At 68.9% G+C, this 14,835-nt stretch carries 16 protein-coding genes and 1 CRISPR repeat array; of the genes, 4 read left to right on the forward strand and 12 right to left on the reverse strand.

The window, feature by feature from the left end; all coding sequences use genetic code 11:
* Positions 1 to 125: 125 nt before the first annotated feature.
* Positions 126 to 1,172, reverse strand: coding sequence for an NAD(P)/FAD-dependent oxidoreductase (locus AC1P0E_RS33010; RefSeq protein ID WP_482746150.1), 1,047 nt, complete (start codon positions 1,170 to 1,172; stop codon positions 126 to 128).
* A gap of 146 nt (positions 1,173 to 1,318) precedes the next feature.
* A complete protein-coding gene (locus AC1P0E_RS33015) occupies positions 1,319 to 1,930 on the reverse strand; it encodes a TetR family transcriptional regulator (protein WP_482746151.1) in 612 nt (203 codons plus the stop codon).
* Between the two features lie 195 nt (positions 1,931 to 2,125).
* Here AC1P0E_RS33015 and AC1P0E_RS33020 point away from each other — a divergent pair, with 195 nt between their 5' ends.
* Complete coding sequence (locus AC1P0E_RS33020; protein WP_482746152.1) at positions 2,126 to 3,250, forward strand: IS701 family transposase; 1,125 nt, start codon at positions 2,126 to 2,128, stop codon at positions 3,248 to 3,250.
* 42 nt (positions 3,251 to 3,292) lie between these two features.
* On the opposite strand, the gene AC1P0E_RS33025 is transcribed toward AC1P0E_RS33020, so the two are convergent.
* From AC1P0E_RS33025 to AC1P0E_RS33035, 3 genes are all read right to left on the reverse strand, one after another.
* The gene (locus tag AC1P0E_RS33025; protein ID WP_482746311.1) at positions 3,293 to 4,066 is read right to left on the reverse strand and encodes an SDR family NAD(P)-dependent oxidoreductase; all 774 of its coding nucleotides are present in this window, start codon (positions 4,064 to 4,066) and stop codon (positions 3,293 to 3,295) included.
* Positions 4,063 to 4,761, reverse strand: coding sequence for an HAD family hydrolase (locus AC1P0E_RS33030; protein WP_482746153.1), 699 nt, complete (start codon positions 4,759 to 4,761; stop codon positions 4,063 to 4,065). The genes AC1P0E_RS33025 and AC1P0E_RS33030 overlap by 4 nt, the downstream gene beginning before the upstream one ends.
* Positions 4,762 to 4,839: 78 nt before the next feature.
* Positions 4,840 to 5,493, reverse strand: a complete 654-nt coding sequence (locus AC1P0E_RS33035; protein ID WP_482746154.1) for a ScbR family autoregulator-binding transcription factor — start codon at positions 5,491 to 5,493, stop codon at positions 4,840 to 4,842.
* 234 nt (positions 5,494 to 5,727) lie between these two features.
* On the opposite strand from AC1P0E_RS33035, the gene AC1P0E_RS33040 reads away from it, so the two are divergent.
* From AC1P0E_RS33040 to AC1P0E_RS33050, 3 genes are all read left to right on the forward strand, one after another.
* Positions 5,728 to 6,666, forward strand: a complete 939-nt coding sequence (locus AC1P0E_RS33040; RefSeq protein ID WP_482746155.1) for a ScbA/BarX family gamma-butyrolactone biosynthesis protein — start codon at positions 5,728 to 5,730, stop codon at positions 6,664 to 6,666.
* 140 nt (positions 6,667 to 6,806) lie between these two features.
* A complete protein-coding gene (locus tag AC1P0E_RS33045; protein WP_482746156.1) occupies positions 6,807 to 7,289 on the forward strand; it encodes a helix-turn-helix domain-containing protein in 483 nt (160 codons plus the stop codon).
* A 181-nt stretch (positions 7,290 to 7,470) separates the two neighbouring features.
* A complete protein-coding gene (locus AC1P0E_RS33050; protein ID WP_482746157.1) occupies positions 7,471 to 7,635 on the forward strand; it encodes a hypothetical protein in 165 nt (54 codons plus the stop codon).
* Positions 7,636 to 7,824: 189 nt separating this feature from the next.
* Positions 7,825 to 8,342: direct repeats of the CRISPR family, unit length 29 nt; unit sequence GGGACCATCCCCGCATGCGCGGGGAGCAG.
* 91 nt (positions 8,343 to 8,433) lie between these two features.
* Here AC1P0E_RS33050 and cas2e read toward each other — a convergent pair.
* Genes cas2e through casA form a run of 7 tightly spaced genes read right to left on the reverse strand, consistent with a single transcriptional unit; the run spans position 8,434 to position 14,819 of the window.
* Positions 8,434 to 8,784 carry a type I-E CRISPR-associated endoribonuclease Cas2e gene (gene cas2e / locus AC1P0E_RS33055; RefSeq protein ID WP_482746158.1) on the reverse strand — a complete coding sequence of 117 codons (351 nt, stop codon included), beginning with the start codon at positions 8,782 to 8,784 and terminating at the stop codon, positions 8,434 to 8,436.
* The gene (gene cas1e / locus AC1P0E_RS33060; protein ID WP_482746159.1) at positions 8,781 to 9,737 is read right to left on the reverse strand and encodes a type I-E CRISPR-associated endonuclease Cas1e; all 957 of its coding nucleotides are present in this window, start codon (positions 9,735 to 9,737) and stop codon (positions 8,781 to 8,783) included. Before cas1e ends, cas2e begins: the two co-directional genes overlap by 4 nt.
* Before the next feature lie 4 nt (positions 9,738 to 9,741).
* Positions 9,742 to 10,533: a type I-E CRISPR-associated protein Cas6/Cse3/CasE gene (cas6e, locus tag AC1P0E_RS33065; protein ID WP_482746160.1), complete on the reverse strand. Its 792-nt coding sequence runs from the start codon at positions 10,531 to 10,533 to the stop codon at positions 9,742 to 9,744.
* The gene (gene cas5e, locus AC1P0E_RS33070; RefSeq protein WP_482746161.1) at positions 10,533 to 11,258 is read right to left on the reverse strand and encodes a type I-E CRISPR-associated protein Cas5/CasD; all 726 of its coding nucleotides are present in this window, start codon (positions 11,256 to 11,258) and stop codon (positions 10,533 to 10,535) included. The genes cas6e and cas5e overlap by 1 nt, the downstream gene beginning before the upstream one ends.
* Positions 11,255 to 12,454, reverse strand: coding sequence for a type I-E CRISPR-associated protein Cas7/Cse4/CasC (gene cas7e / locus AC1P0E_RS33075; RefSeq protein ID WP_482746162.1), 1,200 nt, complete (start codon positions 12,452 to 12,454; stop codon positions 11,255 to 11,257). The genes cas5e and cas7e overlap by 4 nt, the downstream gene beginning before the upstream one ends.
* The gene (casB, locus tag AC1P0E_RS33080) at positions 12,451 to 13,143 is read right to left on the reverse strand and encodes a type I-E CRISPR-associated protein Cse2/CasB (RefSeq protein WP_482746163.1); all 693 of its coding nucleotides are present in this window, start codon (positions 13,141 to 13,143) and stop codon (positions 12,451 to 12,453) included. Before casB ends, cas7e begins: the two co-directional genes overlap by 4 nt.
* On the reverse strand, positions 13,140 to 14,819 hold the full coding sequence (gene casA / locus AC1P0E_RS33085; protein WP_482746164.1) for a type I-E CRISPR-associated protein Cse1/CasA: 1,680 nt from the start codon (positions 14,817 to 14,819) through the stop codon (positions 13,140 to 13,142). Before casA ends, casB begins: the two co-directional genes overlap by 4 nt.
* Between the last annotated feature and the right edge of the window lie 16 nt (positions 14,820 to 14,835).

A 14,835-nucleotide genomic window follows, 5' to 3' on the forward strand; every position in this document is an offset into this window, starting at 1 on the left:
GCCGTGGGCGTGCACTGCATCCGCGAGACGGCCTGCAAGTGGGTGAGGTCGGCGGCCCAGGCGGCGTACGACCGGAGGAGGCCGGGGCCGGTTCGGGAAATGGCGTGGGTGCGGTGGTGTCCGCGTTACGCGGGGACGGCCGCCGCGAGGTCGGTGCGGTCCTGGGCGCACGCGTCGGAGGAGTGCTCGGGAGCCAGCCGCTGTCCGGGGCGCAGTGCGACGGCGGCGTGATTGACGGCGGTGCCGGCCTCACCGAAGCCAACCGAGATCAGCGGAACCCGGCCGCGGTAGCCGCACCCGTCTCCGACCGCGTACACCTGCGGAAGGTTGGTGCGCATGTTCTGGTCCACCCGGATCCGGCGGCGTTCCAGCTCGAGGCCCCAGTCGGCGACCGGGCCCAGAGACGCGGAGAAGCCGAGAGCCGCGACGAGGGACTGGGCCGGGAGGGTCAGCAGCTCCCCGTTCCTGCCGTCCCGGTCATCCCTGCTGATTTCGACGCTCTCCAGTCGGCCGGTGCCGTGGCAGGCGACCACCTGGGCGTCGGTGAGCACACGGACCGGGGAGTCGTACAGCTGCCGGACGCTGAACTCGTGCGCCCTGAATTCGCTCCGGCGGTGGACCAGCGTGACGCTGCGCGCCACCGGCGCCAGGGCGAGCGCCCAGTCCACCGCACTGTCACCGCCGCCCACCACGACCACGTCGCGGGCGGCGTGCGCCGACAGGCGCGGCACGTGGTAGGCGACGCCACGCCCTTCGTAGGGCAGTGAGACAGGAAGCTTGCGGGGCACGAATCTGCCGAGCCCGGCGGCCACCACGACGGCCCCGGCATGCACCAGGCTTCCGTCGTCGGCACCGATCGTCCAGCCCTCCGGCCGGGGCGTCAGGGTCTGGGCCGTCCGCCCCAACAGGAAGCGGGTGGCGAAGGGTTCGGCCTGCCGCAGCAGGTTGTCGACCAGCTCCTGCCCCTTGACCTCAGGGTGCGCCGCGACGTCGTACAGGAGCTTCTCCGGGTACATGGCGGACACCTGGCCGCCGGGTTCGTCGAGGCTGTCGACGACTGCGGCCGTCAGCCCACGGAAGCCGGCGCAGTATGCGCTGTAGAGGCCGGCGGGACCGGCGCCCACGATCGCGAGATCCACCACGACCTCGGCAGGGCCTTGCAAGGAACGCACGGAAATCTCCCACTACTCTCGTGACATGTACATGGAGTGCCGTCGGAGCGATCCCTGCCTCCGGCGTTCTCTGAAACATACAGAAGATTCGTTATCTTTTGTAGGCCCGGCGGGCTCCGAGTTCACCGCGACAGGGATGAGCCGCCTCAGGCAGCCTGGCGCGCGATGCCGCGCTCGATCAGTCGCCACACCTGTCTCAGCTGGTCAGAGGCGCCCACCGGGGAACCGTCCGAGGCGGCGCGATCGATCCGGATCCTCGATACGACCCCCTCGACAAGATGCGTGACAGCGATCGCCATCGCCCGGAGATCCTCATCCGTGCCCAGCTGCCCCTTGCTCCGGGCTCGCTCCAGGAGGTCGAGCACCCGCGGCAGCCAGGCATCCGTCCAACTGCCCACCTCCTGCGGCCGCTCGACCGAGAGCCTGGCGGCCGAGCGCACGACAACGTTCTCCTCGAGCAGCCCCGCGAGCCGGACCGTCAGCGTGACCACCTCCTCCAGCTCCAGAACCCCCGCCGGCTCCGCGCCGTGCCCGAGACCGTCAAGGAGGGCCTCCATGTGCAGCCGCCCCTCCTGGCCGACCGCGTCGGCGAGCGCCGCCTTGGAGGAGAAGTGAAAGGTCAGCGCCCCCAAGGAGACGGAGGCCCCGGCGGAGATCCGGGCCACTCTCGCACCTTCGTAGCCGACCCGGTCGAACTCCACGGCGGCCGCGTGGACGAGCTCACCACGCGTGTGCGCCGCCCTTGCCTGGATCGTCATTCCCGTACCCCTCGCCGTCGGCAACCACGCCTCCCGCCACGGCGACGGGAGGAAGGAGCCAGCCTGCGAACCCATCGGGCCGCAAGGCAATGCCAACTCACCAAAGACGCACTCGAACCTATAAGAAACCGTACGCTCGCTATATTCTTTCGGGCGGAAGTCATCCCGCAGAGAAGCAGAGAGCAGGAGACGGTCATGGCACTGGTTCACAGCGCGGCTCCGGCCGCACTGGCGCTTGCCGAGTTCAGCGCCTACCTCTTCGCGGGTCTGCGCAGCGATCAGCGGCGCTGGGCTCTCGCCTGTCTGCAGGCCGCCCTGAGCTCACCCGGACCGGAGCCCGCTGTCCCGCCGCTCCTGCGCCGGGGCGTCCCCTGCAGCGTCGCCGCCCAGTCGATGCACCGCTTCGTCAACCGCAGCCCCTGGCCCTGGGACACCGTCCTGGACCGCCTCCTCCACTGGGTCGGGCAGCACACCGGACCACCGCACTTCTGGACCGTCGGCATGGCCGTCCTGCCCAAGCGGGGTTCCTGCTCGGTGGGGGTCCACCGCTGTACGCACCCGGCCAACGGGCGCCCGGTCAACGGCCAGCTCGGCCTCGGCGTGTTCCTCTCCGGCCCGGCCGGGAACCTGCCGACCGACTGGCGGCTGCTGCTCCCCGAGCACTGGTGCCACACCCCCGCACTGCGGCAACGCGCCCGTATCCCCGAAGCGGTGTCCTATCGTTCCGCCGAAGCGCACATCCTGGACCTGGACCGAGACCTCACGAGGCGCACCTGGCACACCCCGGCCCCCCTCGTCGTCGACCTTCCCGGCCATGTGGACGCCGCGGTGCTCGCCGAAGAACTCAGCCGCCGTAGCCGCCAGTTCGTGCTGAGCGCGCCCGCCACCCTCCCCGTGACGCCCTTGCGGAGCGACCAGAGCCCCGCGAGCGGCACCGTCAGGGCAGGCCGACTGCTCACGGCGGACGGCCAGGGCCCACACACCGCCGGGCTGATCCGCTCCGGCTCCGTGGTCACCGGCCACGTCGCACTGCCGACGAGGGGCACCCCGGGGGGCGCCCCTCGCCGCTACCAGTTGTTCGGGGTGGCCCGGCCGCCCTCCGGCACCCGGCCCGACCGCGTCTGGCTGAGCAATCTGCCACCCCGGCGTCCCGGCGAGCTGCCTGCGCTCATCACCCCTGCGGCGTCGACGACTTCGACAGTTCGCGACCTGGAGCGGTTCGGCCTGTTCGACTTCGAGGGACGGTCCTGGCCGGGCTGGCACCACCACATGACGCTGATGTCCGCCGCCTACACCTTCTCCCGCCTGAGCCGTGCCTGATCAGTCCGAGCCATTTGCCGATCGGCCGGCGCCACGACATGTTCAGACGGCCATCGAACCGCCGTCCACGGCCATCGCGGCCCCGGTCGCGAACGTCGCTCTGGCACTGCAGAGCCAGAGCGCCGCCTGTGCCACCTCCTCGGGCGCGGCCAGCCGGTGCTGGACCGAGTCGGCCATGAAGACCTCCTCCAGCTCCGGATGGGCGGTGGTGACCTCTTCCATCATCTCGGTGCGCGTGGCCCCCACCACGAGCGCATTGACCCGGATCCCTTGCTGCCCGTAGTCGAGGGCGGCCGCTCTGGTCAGCCCGATCACGGCGTGCTTGGCCGCGACGTACGCGGCCGACGCACCGGTGGCCTTGAGACCGGCGACGCTGGAGGTGTTCACGATGGAGCCACCCGCTCCGGAACGGAGCATGAGCGGCACCTGGTGGCGCATGCAGTTCCACACCCCGCGCAGGTTGACGTCCAGAGTCCGGTCGTACACCTCGTCGTCGATCTCGTGCAGCGGCACGCCGGCCGTGGCCCAGCCGGCGTTGTTGAAGGCGGCGTCGAGTCCGCCGAAACGCTCGTCGGCCGCCGCCACCACCTGCTCGACGTCGCGGGAGGACGTCACGTCACCGGCCACCGCCACCGCTCGGCCGCCCGCCGCGCGGATCTCGTCCACCAGCCCGGCCAGAAGTCCCTCGCGCCGCGCCATGAGCACCACAGCCGCCCCCTCCGCGGCGAACAGCCGGGCAGCGGCCGCTCCGATCCCGCTGGACGCCCCGGTGATCATGACGGTCCGGCCGTCCACCAGACCGCCGCCCACCGTCATGATGCCCATACCGTGCCCAGTGCGGCCTGCGTGTCCAGGCTGCGCAGCAGGTCCTCGTCGATGGCGGACAGCGACTCCACGACGTACCGCGCCCCCGCCTCGCGCATCAACTGCCGCTGGAAGCTGTGCTCGAAGTGGCTGGGGTGGCCGATGAACGCCATACCCAGGCGCCGGGCCTCCTCGGCGACCCGGGCGACGTCGTCGATGACCAGCATCTGCTCGTACGCGAGGCCGAAGTGCTCGTCGGCCATCTCGGCGAGTCCCGGGCGGACCACGTCGGTGCAGATGTAGCCCGGGGCGTCGAACAGCTCCGCGTGCTCGCCGAGGAACTCCTTGAAGTGCTCCTCGCCGAGCCCGCCGTAGCAGACGGTGCGCAGCCCTGCGGCCCGCAGCCGTACGAGGAGGTCGAGCGCACCCTCAGTGATCTTCACCGGGTGCGTCTCGACGTACCGCGCGCGCTCCTCGAAGTACGCGGCTAGCGCCTCCGCTCCGCTCATGGGCTCGCCGATCGCCTCCGCGAGCAGCCGGCCCGCGAGCTCGCGGGGCTGGGAGAAGATGCTGCGCTCGACCTCGGCGGTGTACACGCAACCGCGCTCGGTGAGGAAGCGGTGGATGACCGGACTGAAGGTGTCTTCGAGCATGACACCGTCGATGTTGACTGCAGCCAGGCGGAGTTGGGCCGGTATGTGACTCATGGAACCCCCTGTTAGGTGTCCCGGGTTCCTATCACACGCCCCGGCTCCACCCACAGGTCCGCACCCCGTCCGCCCGGGTCAACTCCCGGACGCCGCACGGATGGCGCCCGCCACACGCAGGGGGTTCACCTCGGTGCGGGCGATGACCGCGGGGACCGCGATGCCGGGCAGCAGCAGCCGCCACATCCGTACCGCCCGCATCTCCAGGTCCGCACGGCCCTCGCTCGCTACGGCCGAGTAGGTCTGCATGCCCGTGCACGCCTCGACGACGAACTCGGCCAGCTCGTCCGGGTCCACCCCGGCCTGCAACTCGCCCTTCTCCGCCGCGGTCCGCAGGCACTCCGCCATGATCTGCGCCCATTCCTGATATGGCGTCACATCCTTGACGCCGATGGCGCCCTGGTCGCCGGTGAGCCGCACACCCGCACGCAGCAACGGGTCCTCCCGGAGCTGGTGCGCCCAGACCATGGTGATGTCCACCAGCCTCTGCAGCCCCTCGGATTCCAGCCACGGGACGATCGAGTCGGGCTGGGCGTTCATCACCGCGAGAGCGAGACCCTTCTTCGACCCGAAGTGGAAGTACAGAGCGCCGGCCGTGACGCCGGCTTGCTTCAGAATGCGGTTGATGCTCGCTTCCGCGTAACCGACCTCGTCGAAGACTTCCGCCGCCGCCCGAAGGATCGCCGCACGGGTCTTGATCGCCCGCTCCTGCTTCGGCTGCTGCTGAGCCATCGTGCCTCCAAAATGAAACAGAACGCAACGAATGCTACCCGTCGCCTCCACTCATGCTGGCTACATCTCACTACTCCACTTCGCATCCTTTTTCGCCCCATTTCGCCTTTCGCCCCACTCCACTTGACCGAACCATGACCTTAATTTGACTCTTCCTTGAGTAGTCTAAAACAGAACATTCTTTATGTTCTTTCTGTTGCTCGATACCTTCCCACCGCCTCAGAGGGAGCTCCTATGTCGGTCACGGCCCAGAACCTCGGCGCACAGCACACCCCGTACACCCGGCCCGGCACGACGGTGCCCCGTAAGTACGTGCACAAGCTCGCCGATTCCGAGGTCCTACTGACCGGCTGGACCCCGCTCGGGAGCGACCGCCACCGCATCACCGCCCGCTGGCCCGTCGACCACCCCTTCTACGCGCCCGTCGGCAACCTCCACGACCCGCTGCTGCTGGCCGAGTCCGTACGCCAGGCCGTCCCTCTGCTCAGCCACCTCGCCTACGACGTCCCCTTCGGCCACCGCCAGAGCTGGGCCCGCTTCCGCTACTCGATCGACCCCGCCGCCCTCGCCGTCACCGACTCCCCCGCCCAGGTCGAGATGCGCATCACCTGCTCCGACGTCCTGCGCCGCGGGGGCCGGTTCTCCTCGATGTCCATGCACGTCGAGTGCTATATGGACGGAGCTCTCCTGGGTACCGCCGACACCGCCTTCTGCGACATCCCGCCCGGCCTCTACCGGCGCCTGCGCGGCCCTCGCGCCGACCTCGACGCCGTCACCCGGCGGGCCGTCCCTCTCACCCCCCCGCTCGCCCCCGACCACGTCGCCCGCACTCATTTCGCCGATGTCGTCCTGTCCGAGACCAACGCCTTGCAGCCCAAGCAGCTCCGGGTGGACCTGGCCCACTCCGTGCTCTTCGACCACGCCGTCGATCACGTACCGGGCATGCTGCTCCTCGAAGCGGCCCGCCAGACCTCACACGCGGCAGCCCACCCGCGCCCGGTGTTCCCCACCGCCATGGACACCGTCTTCTCCCAGTACGTCGAACTCGACGCCCCGTGCTGGATCCATGCCGGCTCGCCCTCCCTGAGCGGCGAACCGATATCCGTCGAGGCCGTACAGAACGACCGCAGCGTGTTCCGCGCCCTGGTTACCACCACCCCGCTGCCCGCCTGAGCTCCCTCACCTCAGAACCAGAGTGTCTCTCGACGACAGCCGCATGCTGACCCTCTGAGGGCGTATCAAAAGCGACCCACTTGGTGACCTTCGTCTGACTCTGACCTTAATGATCAAGGTCAGGAGGGAAGGTGATCCTCGTGGAGGACTGGGCAGAGATCCGCCGGCTGCACCGGGCTGAGCAGATGCCGATCCGGGCGATTGCGCGGCATCTGGGCATCTCGAAGAACACGGTGAAGCGGGCCCTGGTGAACGATCGGCCGCCGAAGTACGAGCGCCCGGCCATGGGCTCGGCGGTCGATGCGGTCGAGATGCAGGTCCGTGAACTGCTGCGGAAGACCCCGACGATGCCCGCGACGGTGATCGCTGAGCGGATCGGCTGGGAGAGGGGCATGACGATCCTCAAGGACCGGATCCGCGAGCTCCGGCCGGCCTATGTCCCGGTCGATCCGGTCTCCCGCACCATCTATCGGCCGGGAGAGTTGGCCCAGTGCGTACTGCGGTTCCCCGACGCGGACATCCCCATGGGCAGACGGGCCGGCCGCCGGTGCTGGTCATCGTGTCCGGCTACTCGCGTCGCGCGTGATCACCGCCCGGATGCTGCCGTCCAGGCGGACCGGTGACGTGATCGACGGGCACTGGTGGTTGCTGACCGAGTGAGGTGCCGTCCCCAGGACGCTGGTCTGGGACAACGAGGCCGGTGTCGGCCGCGGCCGCCCGACCAGCGAGTTCGCGGCGTTCGCGGGCCTGCTCGCCACTAAGATCTACCTGTGCCACCCCCGGGACCCGGAAGCGAAAGGGCTGGTGGAGCGGGCGAACGGCTATCTGGAGACCTCGTTCCTGCCCGGACGGCACTTCAGCGGACTGGACGACTTCAACCATCAGCTGGCCGCGTGGCTGAAGGTCGCCAACCGGCGTGTCCACCGCGCCCTCGGCGCCCGTCCGGCCGGACGGGGGGAGTTCTTTTGACGGTGGTCAGTCGGTCGCCGCATGCGCGGAGAGCAGGCGTCCTTCCAAATCCTCAGCGCTTCCGCCGCAGGACCACCCCCGCATGCGCGGGGAGCAGTCCAGAGCCCTGTTCTCGGCCGTATCGGGCAAGGGACCATCCCGCATGCGCGGGGAGCAGATCTGATCACCACCCTTTTTCTTGACCTAGTTGGGACCATCCCCGCATGCGCGGGGAGCAGGCGAGGTAGCGGCGGGCGCCCTCGATGAGCCAGGGACCATCCCCGCATGCGCGGGGAGCAGTCGTCCGCGCCGGCGTCGTCTCCCTCTGCGTCGGGACCATCCCCCGCATGCGCGGGGAGCAGTTCGAAGGCCCGTACTTCGTGCACCAGCCCATGGGACCATCCCCGCATGCGCGGGGAGCAGTTCCCGCGGCCGCGCTTCTGCCGCTCCTTGTCGGGACCATCCCCGCATGCGCGGGGAGCAGTCCCTTACTGGGTGAGGTCTGCCCCTGCGCCTGGGACCATCCCCGCATGCGCGGGGAGCAGTGGCGGAGTACGCCCGCAAGTCCGACCGCTCCGGGACCATCCCCGCATGCGCGGGGAGCAGAGTCGTCTCTGCGCTCACCTCCTGCACTTCCTTGGACCATCCCCGCATGCGCGGGGAGCAGCCCCCGAGCGGATCAGGCGGCGGTCACTTCGAGGGACCATCCCCGCATGCGCGGGGAGCAGTCTCCGTGACCAGCAGCGTTATCGCCGGTTCAGATGGTTTCTGACTACTTTCACCGATTCCGGCAATGCGGGTAGAGGAGACATTTTGTCGTCACTGTCTGCCGAAGCGGCGTCGTTTCGATGCCCGACTCCACCCAGGCTTCGACCCGTCAGCCATCGCTGCAGCTGGGTCATTTGGGCGTTGGATGAGGGTCAGGCCCTCGTGATCGACTGGGTGCCAAGCATGATCATGGGTACGGAAGGTGAAGCCCTGTTCATTCTTTGTGGTGTGGGCGAGCAGGGCACGGCCTTGGCCTGCGTACTTCTGCACTTCATCCCACAGGAGATCGCGGATCCTTGCCGAGGGGTTGCCGATGAAAACCCCTGCTGAGATCTCGAGGAGCCAGCGCGTGAGGAGTCCGCGCAAGCCAGGTGGGCAGTTGGTGAGGACGATCACGGTCACCAGATCACCGCTTCGTCTCCGTAGTTGCGTCCGGCAGCCACGTCCTGGCCGCCATCGCTTTGCAAGGTGACGCGGTCCTGATCACCACAGGGCTCTGTTGCGGCGCTGTCGTTCTTCAGAAAAAGGTTTTTGATGTCGTCGACGCAGCGGTCCATCAGCGAGCTTTCGTTGATGCGGTCGCGCAGGGCACGGCGGGTGCGGGCACCTACGTCCTCGCCGTCTTCAGCGGCAATTTCGAAGGCCAGCGGGATGCCAATCTCCGTCTTGTAGAGGTCGGCAATGTCCAGGACGAAGGACAGTTCGTGGCCAGAGTGGACGAAACCGAGAGCCGGGCTGCATCCCAGGGAGGACACAATGGCGTGGGCAATGCCGTACATGCACTGGGCGGCGGCGGTGATCGCCTGGTTGACGGCGTCGCCGCTTGAGAAGTCGCCTGGGGTGTACTTGCGGCCGCGCCAGGAAATGCCGGTGCGAGTGGCCTGGGCTCGGTAGCAGTCCTTGACACGGCTACCTTCGCGCCCGAGAAGTTCACGGCGAGTGAGCCCGGCGGGATCTTCGTCGGGGAAACGGAGCTGGTACATGGCGCGTGCGACAGCGAGGCGCGTACGGGGGTTGGCCCACTGAATGGCTTGGGCCTCGGCGAGCGCGGAGGAGCGGGTCAGGGCCCTCCCGCCGGCGTAGTAGCGCACGCCCTGTTCTCCGACCCAGGCGACTGCTGCGCCGGTCTCACCGAGGACGCTCATCGCCTGGTGGGTGATGCGGGTTCCTGGGCCGAGCAGGAGTGTGCCGATGGTGGCCGATGGGATGTGGGTGGTTCCGTCAGCGTCTTCGGCCGTGATCGCGTTGGCGTCCCGGTGAACGGTGCAGCGCTCCAAGTAGACGAAGGACAGGCGTTCACTGGTGCGGGTGAGGTGGCGTGGAGTGAGCGCGGTGCGCTTGCCGACCGTGGTCACCCCTCTATCCGCCTGTGGTAGGGGTGAGGGGGGCGAGCGTCATCAGGCCGCAGCCGTAGGCCTTGGCTTTGCCGAGTCCCTGGGTGAGCGTGCGGCGCAGGGCGTCGGGGTCGGTGACTTGGAGGTTGCCGTCGAAGGTGACACTGACCAGGCTGACGGGGCGCTGCTTGGAGGCGTTGGCTTCGCGGTTCTTGGAAAAGGACACTGCACGCTGGTCCCGGACGGTCAGTTCGTGCCGGTCACCGTGGTGTTCGCGGCCTTGATTCGTCGACCCGCTGGGCAGCAGACGTTTGTCGGACGGTTTTTCGAGGATGCGGAACCCGCAGCGGTCCTGGCGCTCGAGCAGCCACCCCTTTTGGTGGGTGGGTGTCAGGTGCGCGGTCCGTTTGGTCGGTTCTCCGTCCTTGCGGCGGATGTGGTGTACGGGATTGGCGGTGAGCCTGAACGCCCAGGTGTCCCCTTGGGCGAGGCGGTCCAGGAGTGGGGTGTAGGGGCGGCTTTGCCAGCCGGGTGTGCTGGGGTCGGTGGCCGCGGCGGGCCAGCCGGTCTGCTCGACGAGGTGGGTGAGGTCGGGCTGCTCGGGGCTGACGATGTACAGGAAGACTTCGGCCCGGGCGTTGTGGTCCAGGCGCCACAGCACCCGAGGAGCGTCGGTTCCACCCGGATTGGCCGAGACGGTGGGCAGCAGCGCCGGGAAGGAGGACATGACGGCCGCGTGCACCGACTGGTGCGAGGAGAGCAGGCGACGGGCTCCCGGGCGTGCGGTGTTCACGCGGAAACGGGTCAAGAATGACATCAGACGCTGTCCTCCAGCGAAGCGAACGGGTCGTGAGCGGGCACGGCCCCACGGGGTGCGGCCTGCAGGTTGGGTACGTCCACTGACGTGCTGACCACGGTGCGCAGTACGTGCCGGCGGTGTTCCGCGGCGAAGCTCAGGGGCTGGTCGCGCAGTACATCTGTGTGGTTCTCCCCCTGCCCGGCTTCGCGCAGGACTACAAGGGGCACAGCGGCCTGCTGGCGGTGCAGTTTCTGGTACCAGCGGGCGGCTTGCCAGGGCTCGTCCCGCAGGGCCTGGTCGAGGTCTGAGGCGTTGTGGAGGGCCAGCTCGACCGGCTGTGCGGGTGGGCACGAGCGGCGGCCGAGATAGGACGGATAGACCGGTGCCCGCAGAGCGGTGTGGAGCTCTGCGAGGAGGAGGCGGTCGCCCTCGAGTGCGGCGACGAAGACGGCGTCGGCAAGGTAGAGGCGTTCCGAGAGCGGCATGGATTTGCCGGTGACCGCGTGGTGGGCGGTTTGGAAGTCCCGTACGCGGGTGCCGGGCTGGTCGATGCGTACGCCGAAGCGCAACGCGGCCAGCCGCGCGAGGGCGGCGTCGTCGCCCCGCTGGATTCCTTGTGCTGCGGCGAGCATGCCGATGATGCCGCTCTTGGTGGGGGCGGATTCGGTGGTGCGGCGGGTGAAGCGGGCCGAGGCTCCCCACGCTTGGAGGGGGCCGGCCAGCCGGAGTGTGAGCACGCTCATGCGGGCTTGTCCAGGCGCTCGGCGACGGCCTGGCCGACCGAGGCGACGAGCGCCGTCAGGTTGCTCGCCTCCTCGCCGATGCCGGTGAGCTTCTCCGTGTTCGGGCCGACGCGCAGTACCCAGGAGGCGGTGGAGTCCTCGTTGCCGTAGGCACGCTCGATGTCGGGGATGTACTCGGCGAGGCGTGCGGCAGCCTCCCGCACGTGACCTCCGCCCTGGTCGCTGGAGACGGGCTCTTCGAAGGCGGCGACGAAGCTGATGGGACGGGTGGTGCGGAGCTTGACGACGACGGCGTCGGGCAGGGTGTGGTGGCCGAAGGTGTTGATTTTTCCGGTAGGCAGGGAGGCGACGAAGCCGTGCACGAACGCCTCGACGGCACGGCGCACGGGATCGGTGCGCGGTTCGTCTTCGCGCAGGCCTTCGCCCAGGTTGGCGGTGAGCTGGTGGACTGAAAGGGCTGCGTAGCGGTAAAGGGTGGCCGAGTTGAAGTCGACAGTGCCGATCATTCCGGCTCCGGGCTCGGCAGCGGTGTTGCGGTCGTCGACGGCCGTGTAGTAGTCGGACTCCGTTTCGGCACGGTGCACGCTGATGGCGTGAGCCACCTGGACGGCGGCGTCCACATTGACGTCCGCGGAGTCGGCGACCATGCGACCGAACAGGGCGATATCCACGGAGTGCCGGGTGTCGGCAATCTCCTTCGCCCTCGCCTTGTTGTCCTTGTCTTTCAGGTACGCCTTGATGTCGGCGGCGCCTTCAATGGCGAAGCTGGCCAGTCCGTCGAGCTGGCGGGAGCTGAGGAACATCAGGTACTTCGACTCCGGGGCCGGGTCGTCCGCCCCGTCCTTGGCAGCGTCGGCCTTCCGCTGCGGCACCACGATCTTGGATCCGGTGGCGCTCTCGATCACCACGGCCGCCAGGTTCAACGCCTGGGCGCCGGTGAGTGAGGGGTCGAGGCCGGTGATGCGGTCGGCCAAAACCTCGGCGACCTTCTTGGTCCGCACACCCAGTTCGCTCGGCTCGAGCAGGCGCTCGTCACTGAAGTAGGTGCGGGTGGCGCGCTTCCATGCCTGGCTGGAGACGCGTGCCCGGGGCACGCCGCCGTAGATCGCCGACTTCGGTGCACCGGTGTCGTCGCGGTTGAGGTTGCTGGGCGGCACGGTCTGCAGGGCGTGCACGTCGAGGAAAATACGGTTCACGAGGCGTCCTTGTCAGCGAGAGCGGCAGTGTCTTCGTCGAGTGCGGCCGGCGAACCGTCCGGTGCGGCAGCAGGATCTTGGGTGGTGCGGTAAGCGTTGAACTGACGGCCCCAGGCGCGGCGGACCTCGTCGCGGCCGCCGGGCTCCTGCCAGCGGTACAGCTGTTCGGCGAGCAGCCCGTAGTCGAGTGCGATGTCCTCGCGGCGCAGCAGCAGGACGATGTCCCGCAGCCGCCCGGCCAGTACCGCGAGGTGGGGGGCCGTGCCGGCCCTGACGAGCCGCTTGCGGATCGGTTCGTCGATGTCACCGGCCGGCATCAGGCGGCGAACGGCCGCACCGAGCCCCGTGGGCGTCTTGCGGGAATCGGGGCGGTGCATGCCCGTCCTGCGGGACTGCTGGTGCAGTGCCCACAGGGTGAGCGCCGCGTGCACAGCATCCTCCGCACGGACCAACTCCTCCTCGCGCAGCGGCCGCCCACCGGCAGGGGTTTCGTGCAGTGACCTGGTGTCCGCCAGGCCCCAAAGGTCAGGGACTTGCGCGAACTCCTTGCCGGCCCCACGCCGCAGCCGGGCCAGTGCCCCCACCGCGTGCGACTGGTCGCCCAGGTAGTCCCTCTGCAGCACGGTGATCGTCTGGCCGACGAGTACGGCGACTCGCCCAGCGGCGGTGGGTGGGACGGTGGTGGTCATGCGGGCACCTTCGATGAGTCAGAGCCGGGCACTGCCGCGCCGTCGGCAGGGTCGGTAGAAAACGGGTCACCGAGGGCCTTGTTCAGGCGGTACCGGAACCACGTGTCGGCCAGCGCCGAATTGAGCCACTGCGTGCCCTTCTTCACCTCGATGACCCGGCCTTCCCACGCCGCCTCCCCCGCCCCGGCCAGCAGCCGCTCACCAAGTCGGCGCATCATCCGGTACACGCTCCGCTGCCACAGTCGGCGCTGCTCGTACGGGTCATCGGCCGCGGCAAGGTTCAGCAGCCACGTCCGATAGGGGCCGTCCAGGGCACCGAACCCGAGATCTCGGGCCGTCGCTCGGGGCCCGTCGGTTTCACCGCCCGCAGCGCGAGCAAGGTCCGTGGCAAGATCACCGAGGGCCTTGACGGCTTCCTCCGCGTCATGGACGGCGTCGATCGCCTGCTGCGCGTACTCACGGTCCTGCTGGTGCAAAAGAACGACCGCCATGGAGACGTGGTCGTCAACGATCTCGTCGATCACGGACTGCTGCGTGCCGTAGACCGGACCGATCACCCGCGTCCGGATCAAGTACCCGCGCGGCAGCTCCCCCTGCGTCACCAGCCTCGCGACCCACTCCAACACCCGCGGCCGCAGCACTGAAGCGGCTTCAGCACCCTGGCCGCCCTCCGCCCGATCGGCGACCAGAGCGGCCAGCCCACGCCACGCAGAGCGCGAGGGGTCGTGCTCCCGCGGCAGATACACCAGCGCCTCGCCGCGCTTCTTCTCCTGCGCCGGGCTGCGCCGCCAGGCGGTCATCGGCTCGTAGACGTGCATGTTGTGCGCGGTGAGCGGATCGCCGTAGCCAAGAACGACACCGTGGGCTCCCTCGGCCGTGACGTGCAGGCGCAGGCGCCGGGTCTGCCACGTGTACAGGTCCCGCACCCCCGAGGGCCTTCGGGCACCTGACGGATCGGCGGGGCCGGGGCCGCACACCTCGCGACGCCAGGCCGGCCGGTCGTCCTCACCGAACCGCAGACCGGCGGTGTCAGCCGCGATCAAGTTCAGCAGCAGCGTTTCCCGCAGGTTGGTCCCCTCGACGAAGACCCCGCCCAGACTCCCCGCCCAGCCCATCCCCAGCGGATAGACCTTTCCGCCCTTGACCCGGCTGTCCCCAGCGACACCGGTCTTGATGCCGGAGGTGTCGTAGGCGTGCGCGTGGACGACCCAGCGGGCCGCCTCGGCGAAACCCAGCCGGCGCACCGACGGCATGCGGGAGCTGAAGAAAGGATCACCGTTCGGCACATCGGCAACGATCCGGTTGAGGGAAAACACCTCGTCCTTCACCGTCCGAAGCTGCGGGACCTGGAAGAACGGGGCGTGCGCATCGAGCAGGTCAAACCGAGCCCGGTGCTCAGTCAGATACGCGTCCAATGGTGCGAAGCACTGCTCGTCGGCCCACAGCTCGGCCCACTCGTCGATGTCTGCCGGCCCGCCGAGGGCGTCATGGCACGCGGCGAGGAGCAGACGCACCAGAGCGAACTCCTGGGTGGGCAGGTCCCCGACGAGCCGACGCACATCGCCGGCCTGCTCGAACACTTCTCGTAATGACAGTTCATCCTGCGTACCGTCGAGCCGCAGAACCGGTAACCATGGACGCGCGGTCAGATCGAACGACAACACGCCGCCCTCCACCTTCTCTTCGCCGGGT

Source organism: Streptomyces sp. TRD_SC_5 (genome assembly GCF_056836825.1).

Bases quoted from the DNA above. Each gene is read 5' to 3' on its own strand.
- AC1P0E_RS33015 (WP_482746151.1), bottom strand. From the start codon at position 1,930: ATGACGATCCAGGCAAGGGCGGCGCACACGCGTGGTGAGCTCGTCCAC.
- AC1P0E_RS33020 (WP_482746152.1), top strand. From the start codon at position 2,126: ATGGCACTGGTTCACAGCGCGGCTCCGGCCGCACTGGCGCTTGCCGAG.
- AC1P0E_RS33025 (WP_482746311.1), bottom strand. From the start codon at position 4,066: ATGACGGTGGGCGGCGGTCTGGTGGACGGCCGGACCGTCATGATCACC.
- AC1P0E_RS33030 (WP_482746153.1), bottom strand. From the start codon at position 4,761: ATGAGTCACATACCGGCCCAACTCCGCCTGGCTGCAGTCAACATCGAC.
- AC1P0E_RS33035 (WP_482746154.1), bottom strand. From the start codon at position 5,493: ATGGCTCAGCAGCAGCCGAAGCAGGAGCGGGCGATCAAGACCCGTGCG.
- AC1P0E_RS33040 (WP_482746155.1), top strand. From the start codon at position 5,728: ATGTCGGTCACGGCCCAGAACCTCGGCGCACAGCACACCCCGTACACC.
- cas6e (WP_482746160.1), bottom strand. From the start codon at position 10,533: ATGTCATTCTTGACCCGTTTCCGCGTGAACACCGCACGCCCGGGAGCC.
- cas5e (WP_482746161.1), bottom strand. From the start codon at position 11,258: ATGAGCGTGCTCACACTCCGGCTGGCCGGCCCCCTCCAAGCGTGGGGA.
- casB (WP_482746163.1), bottom strand. From the start codon at position 13,143: ATGACCACCACCGTCCCACCCACCGCCGCTGGGCGAGTCGCCGTACTC.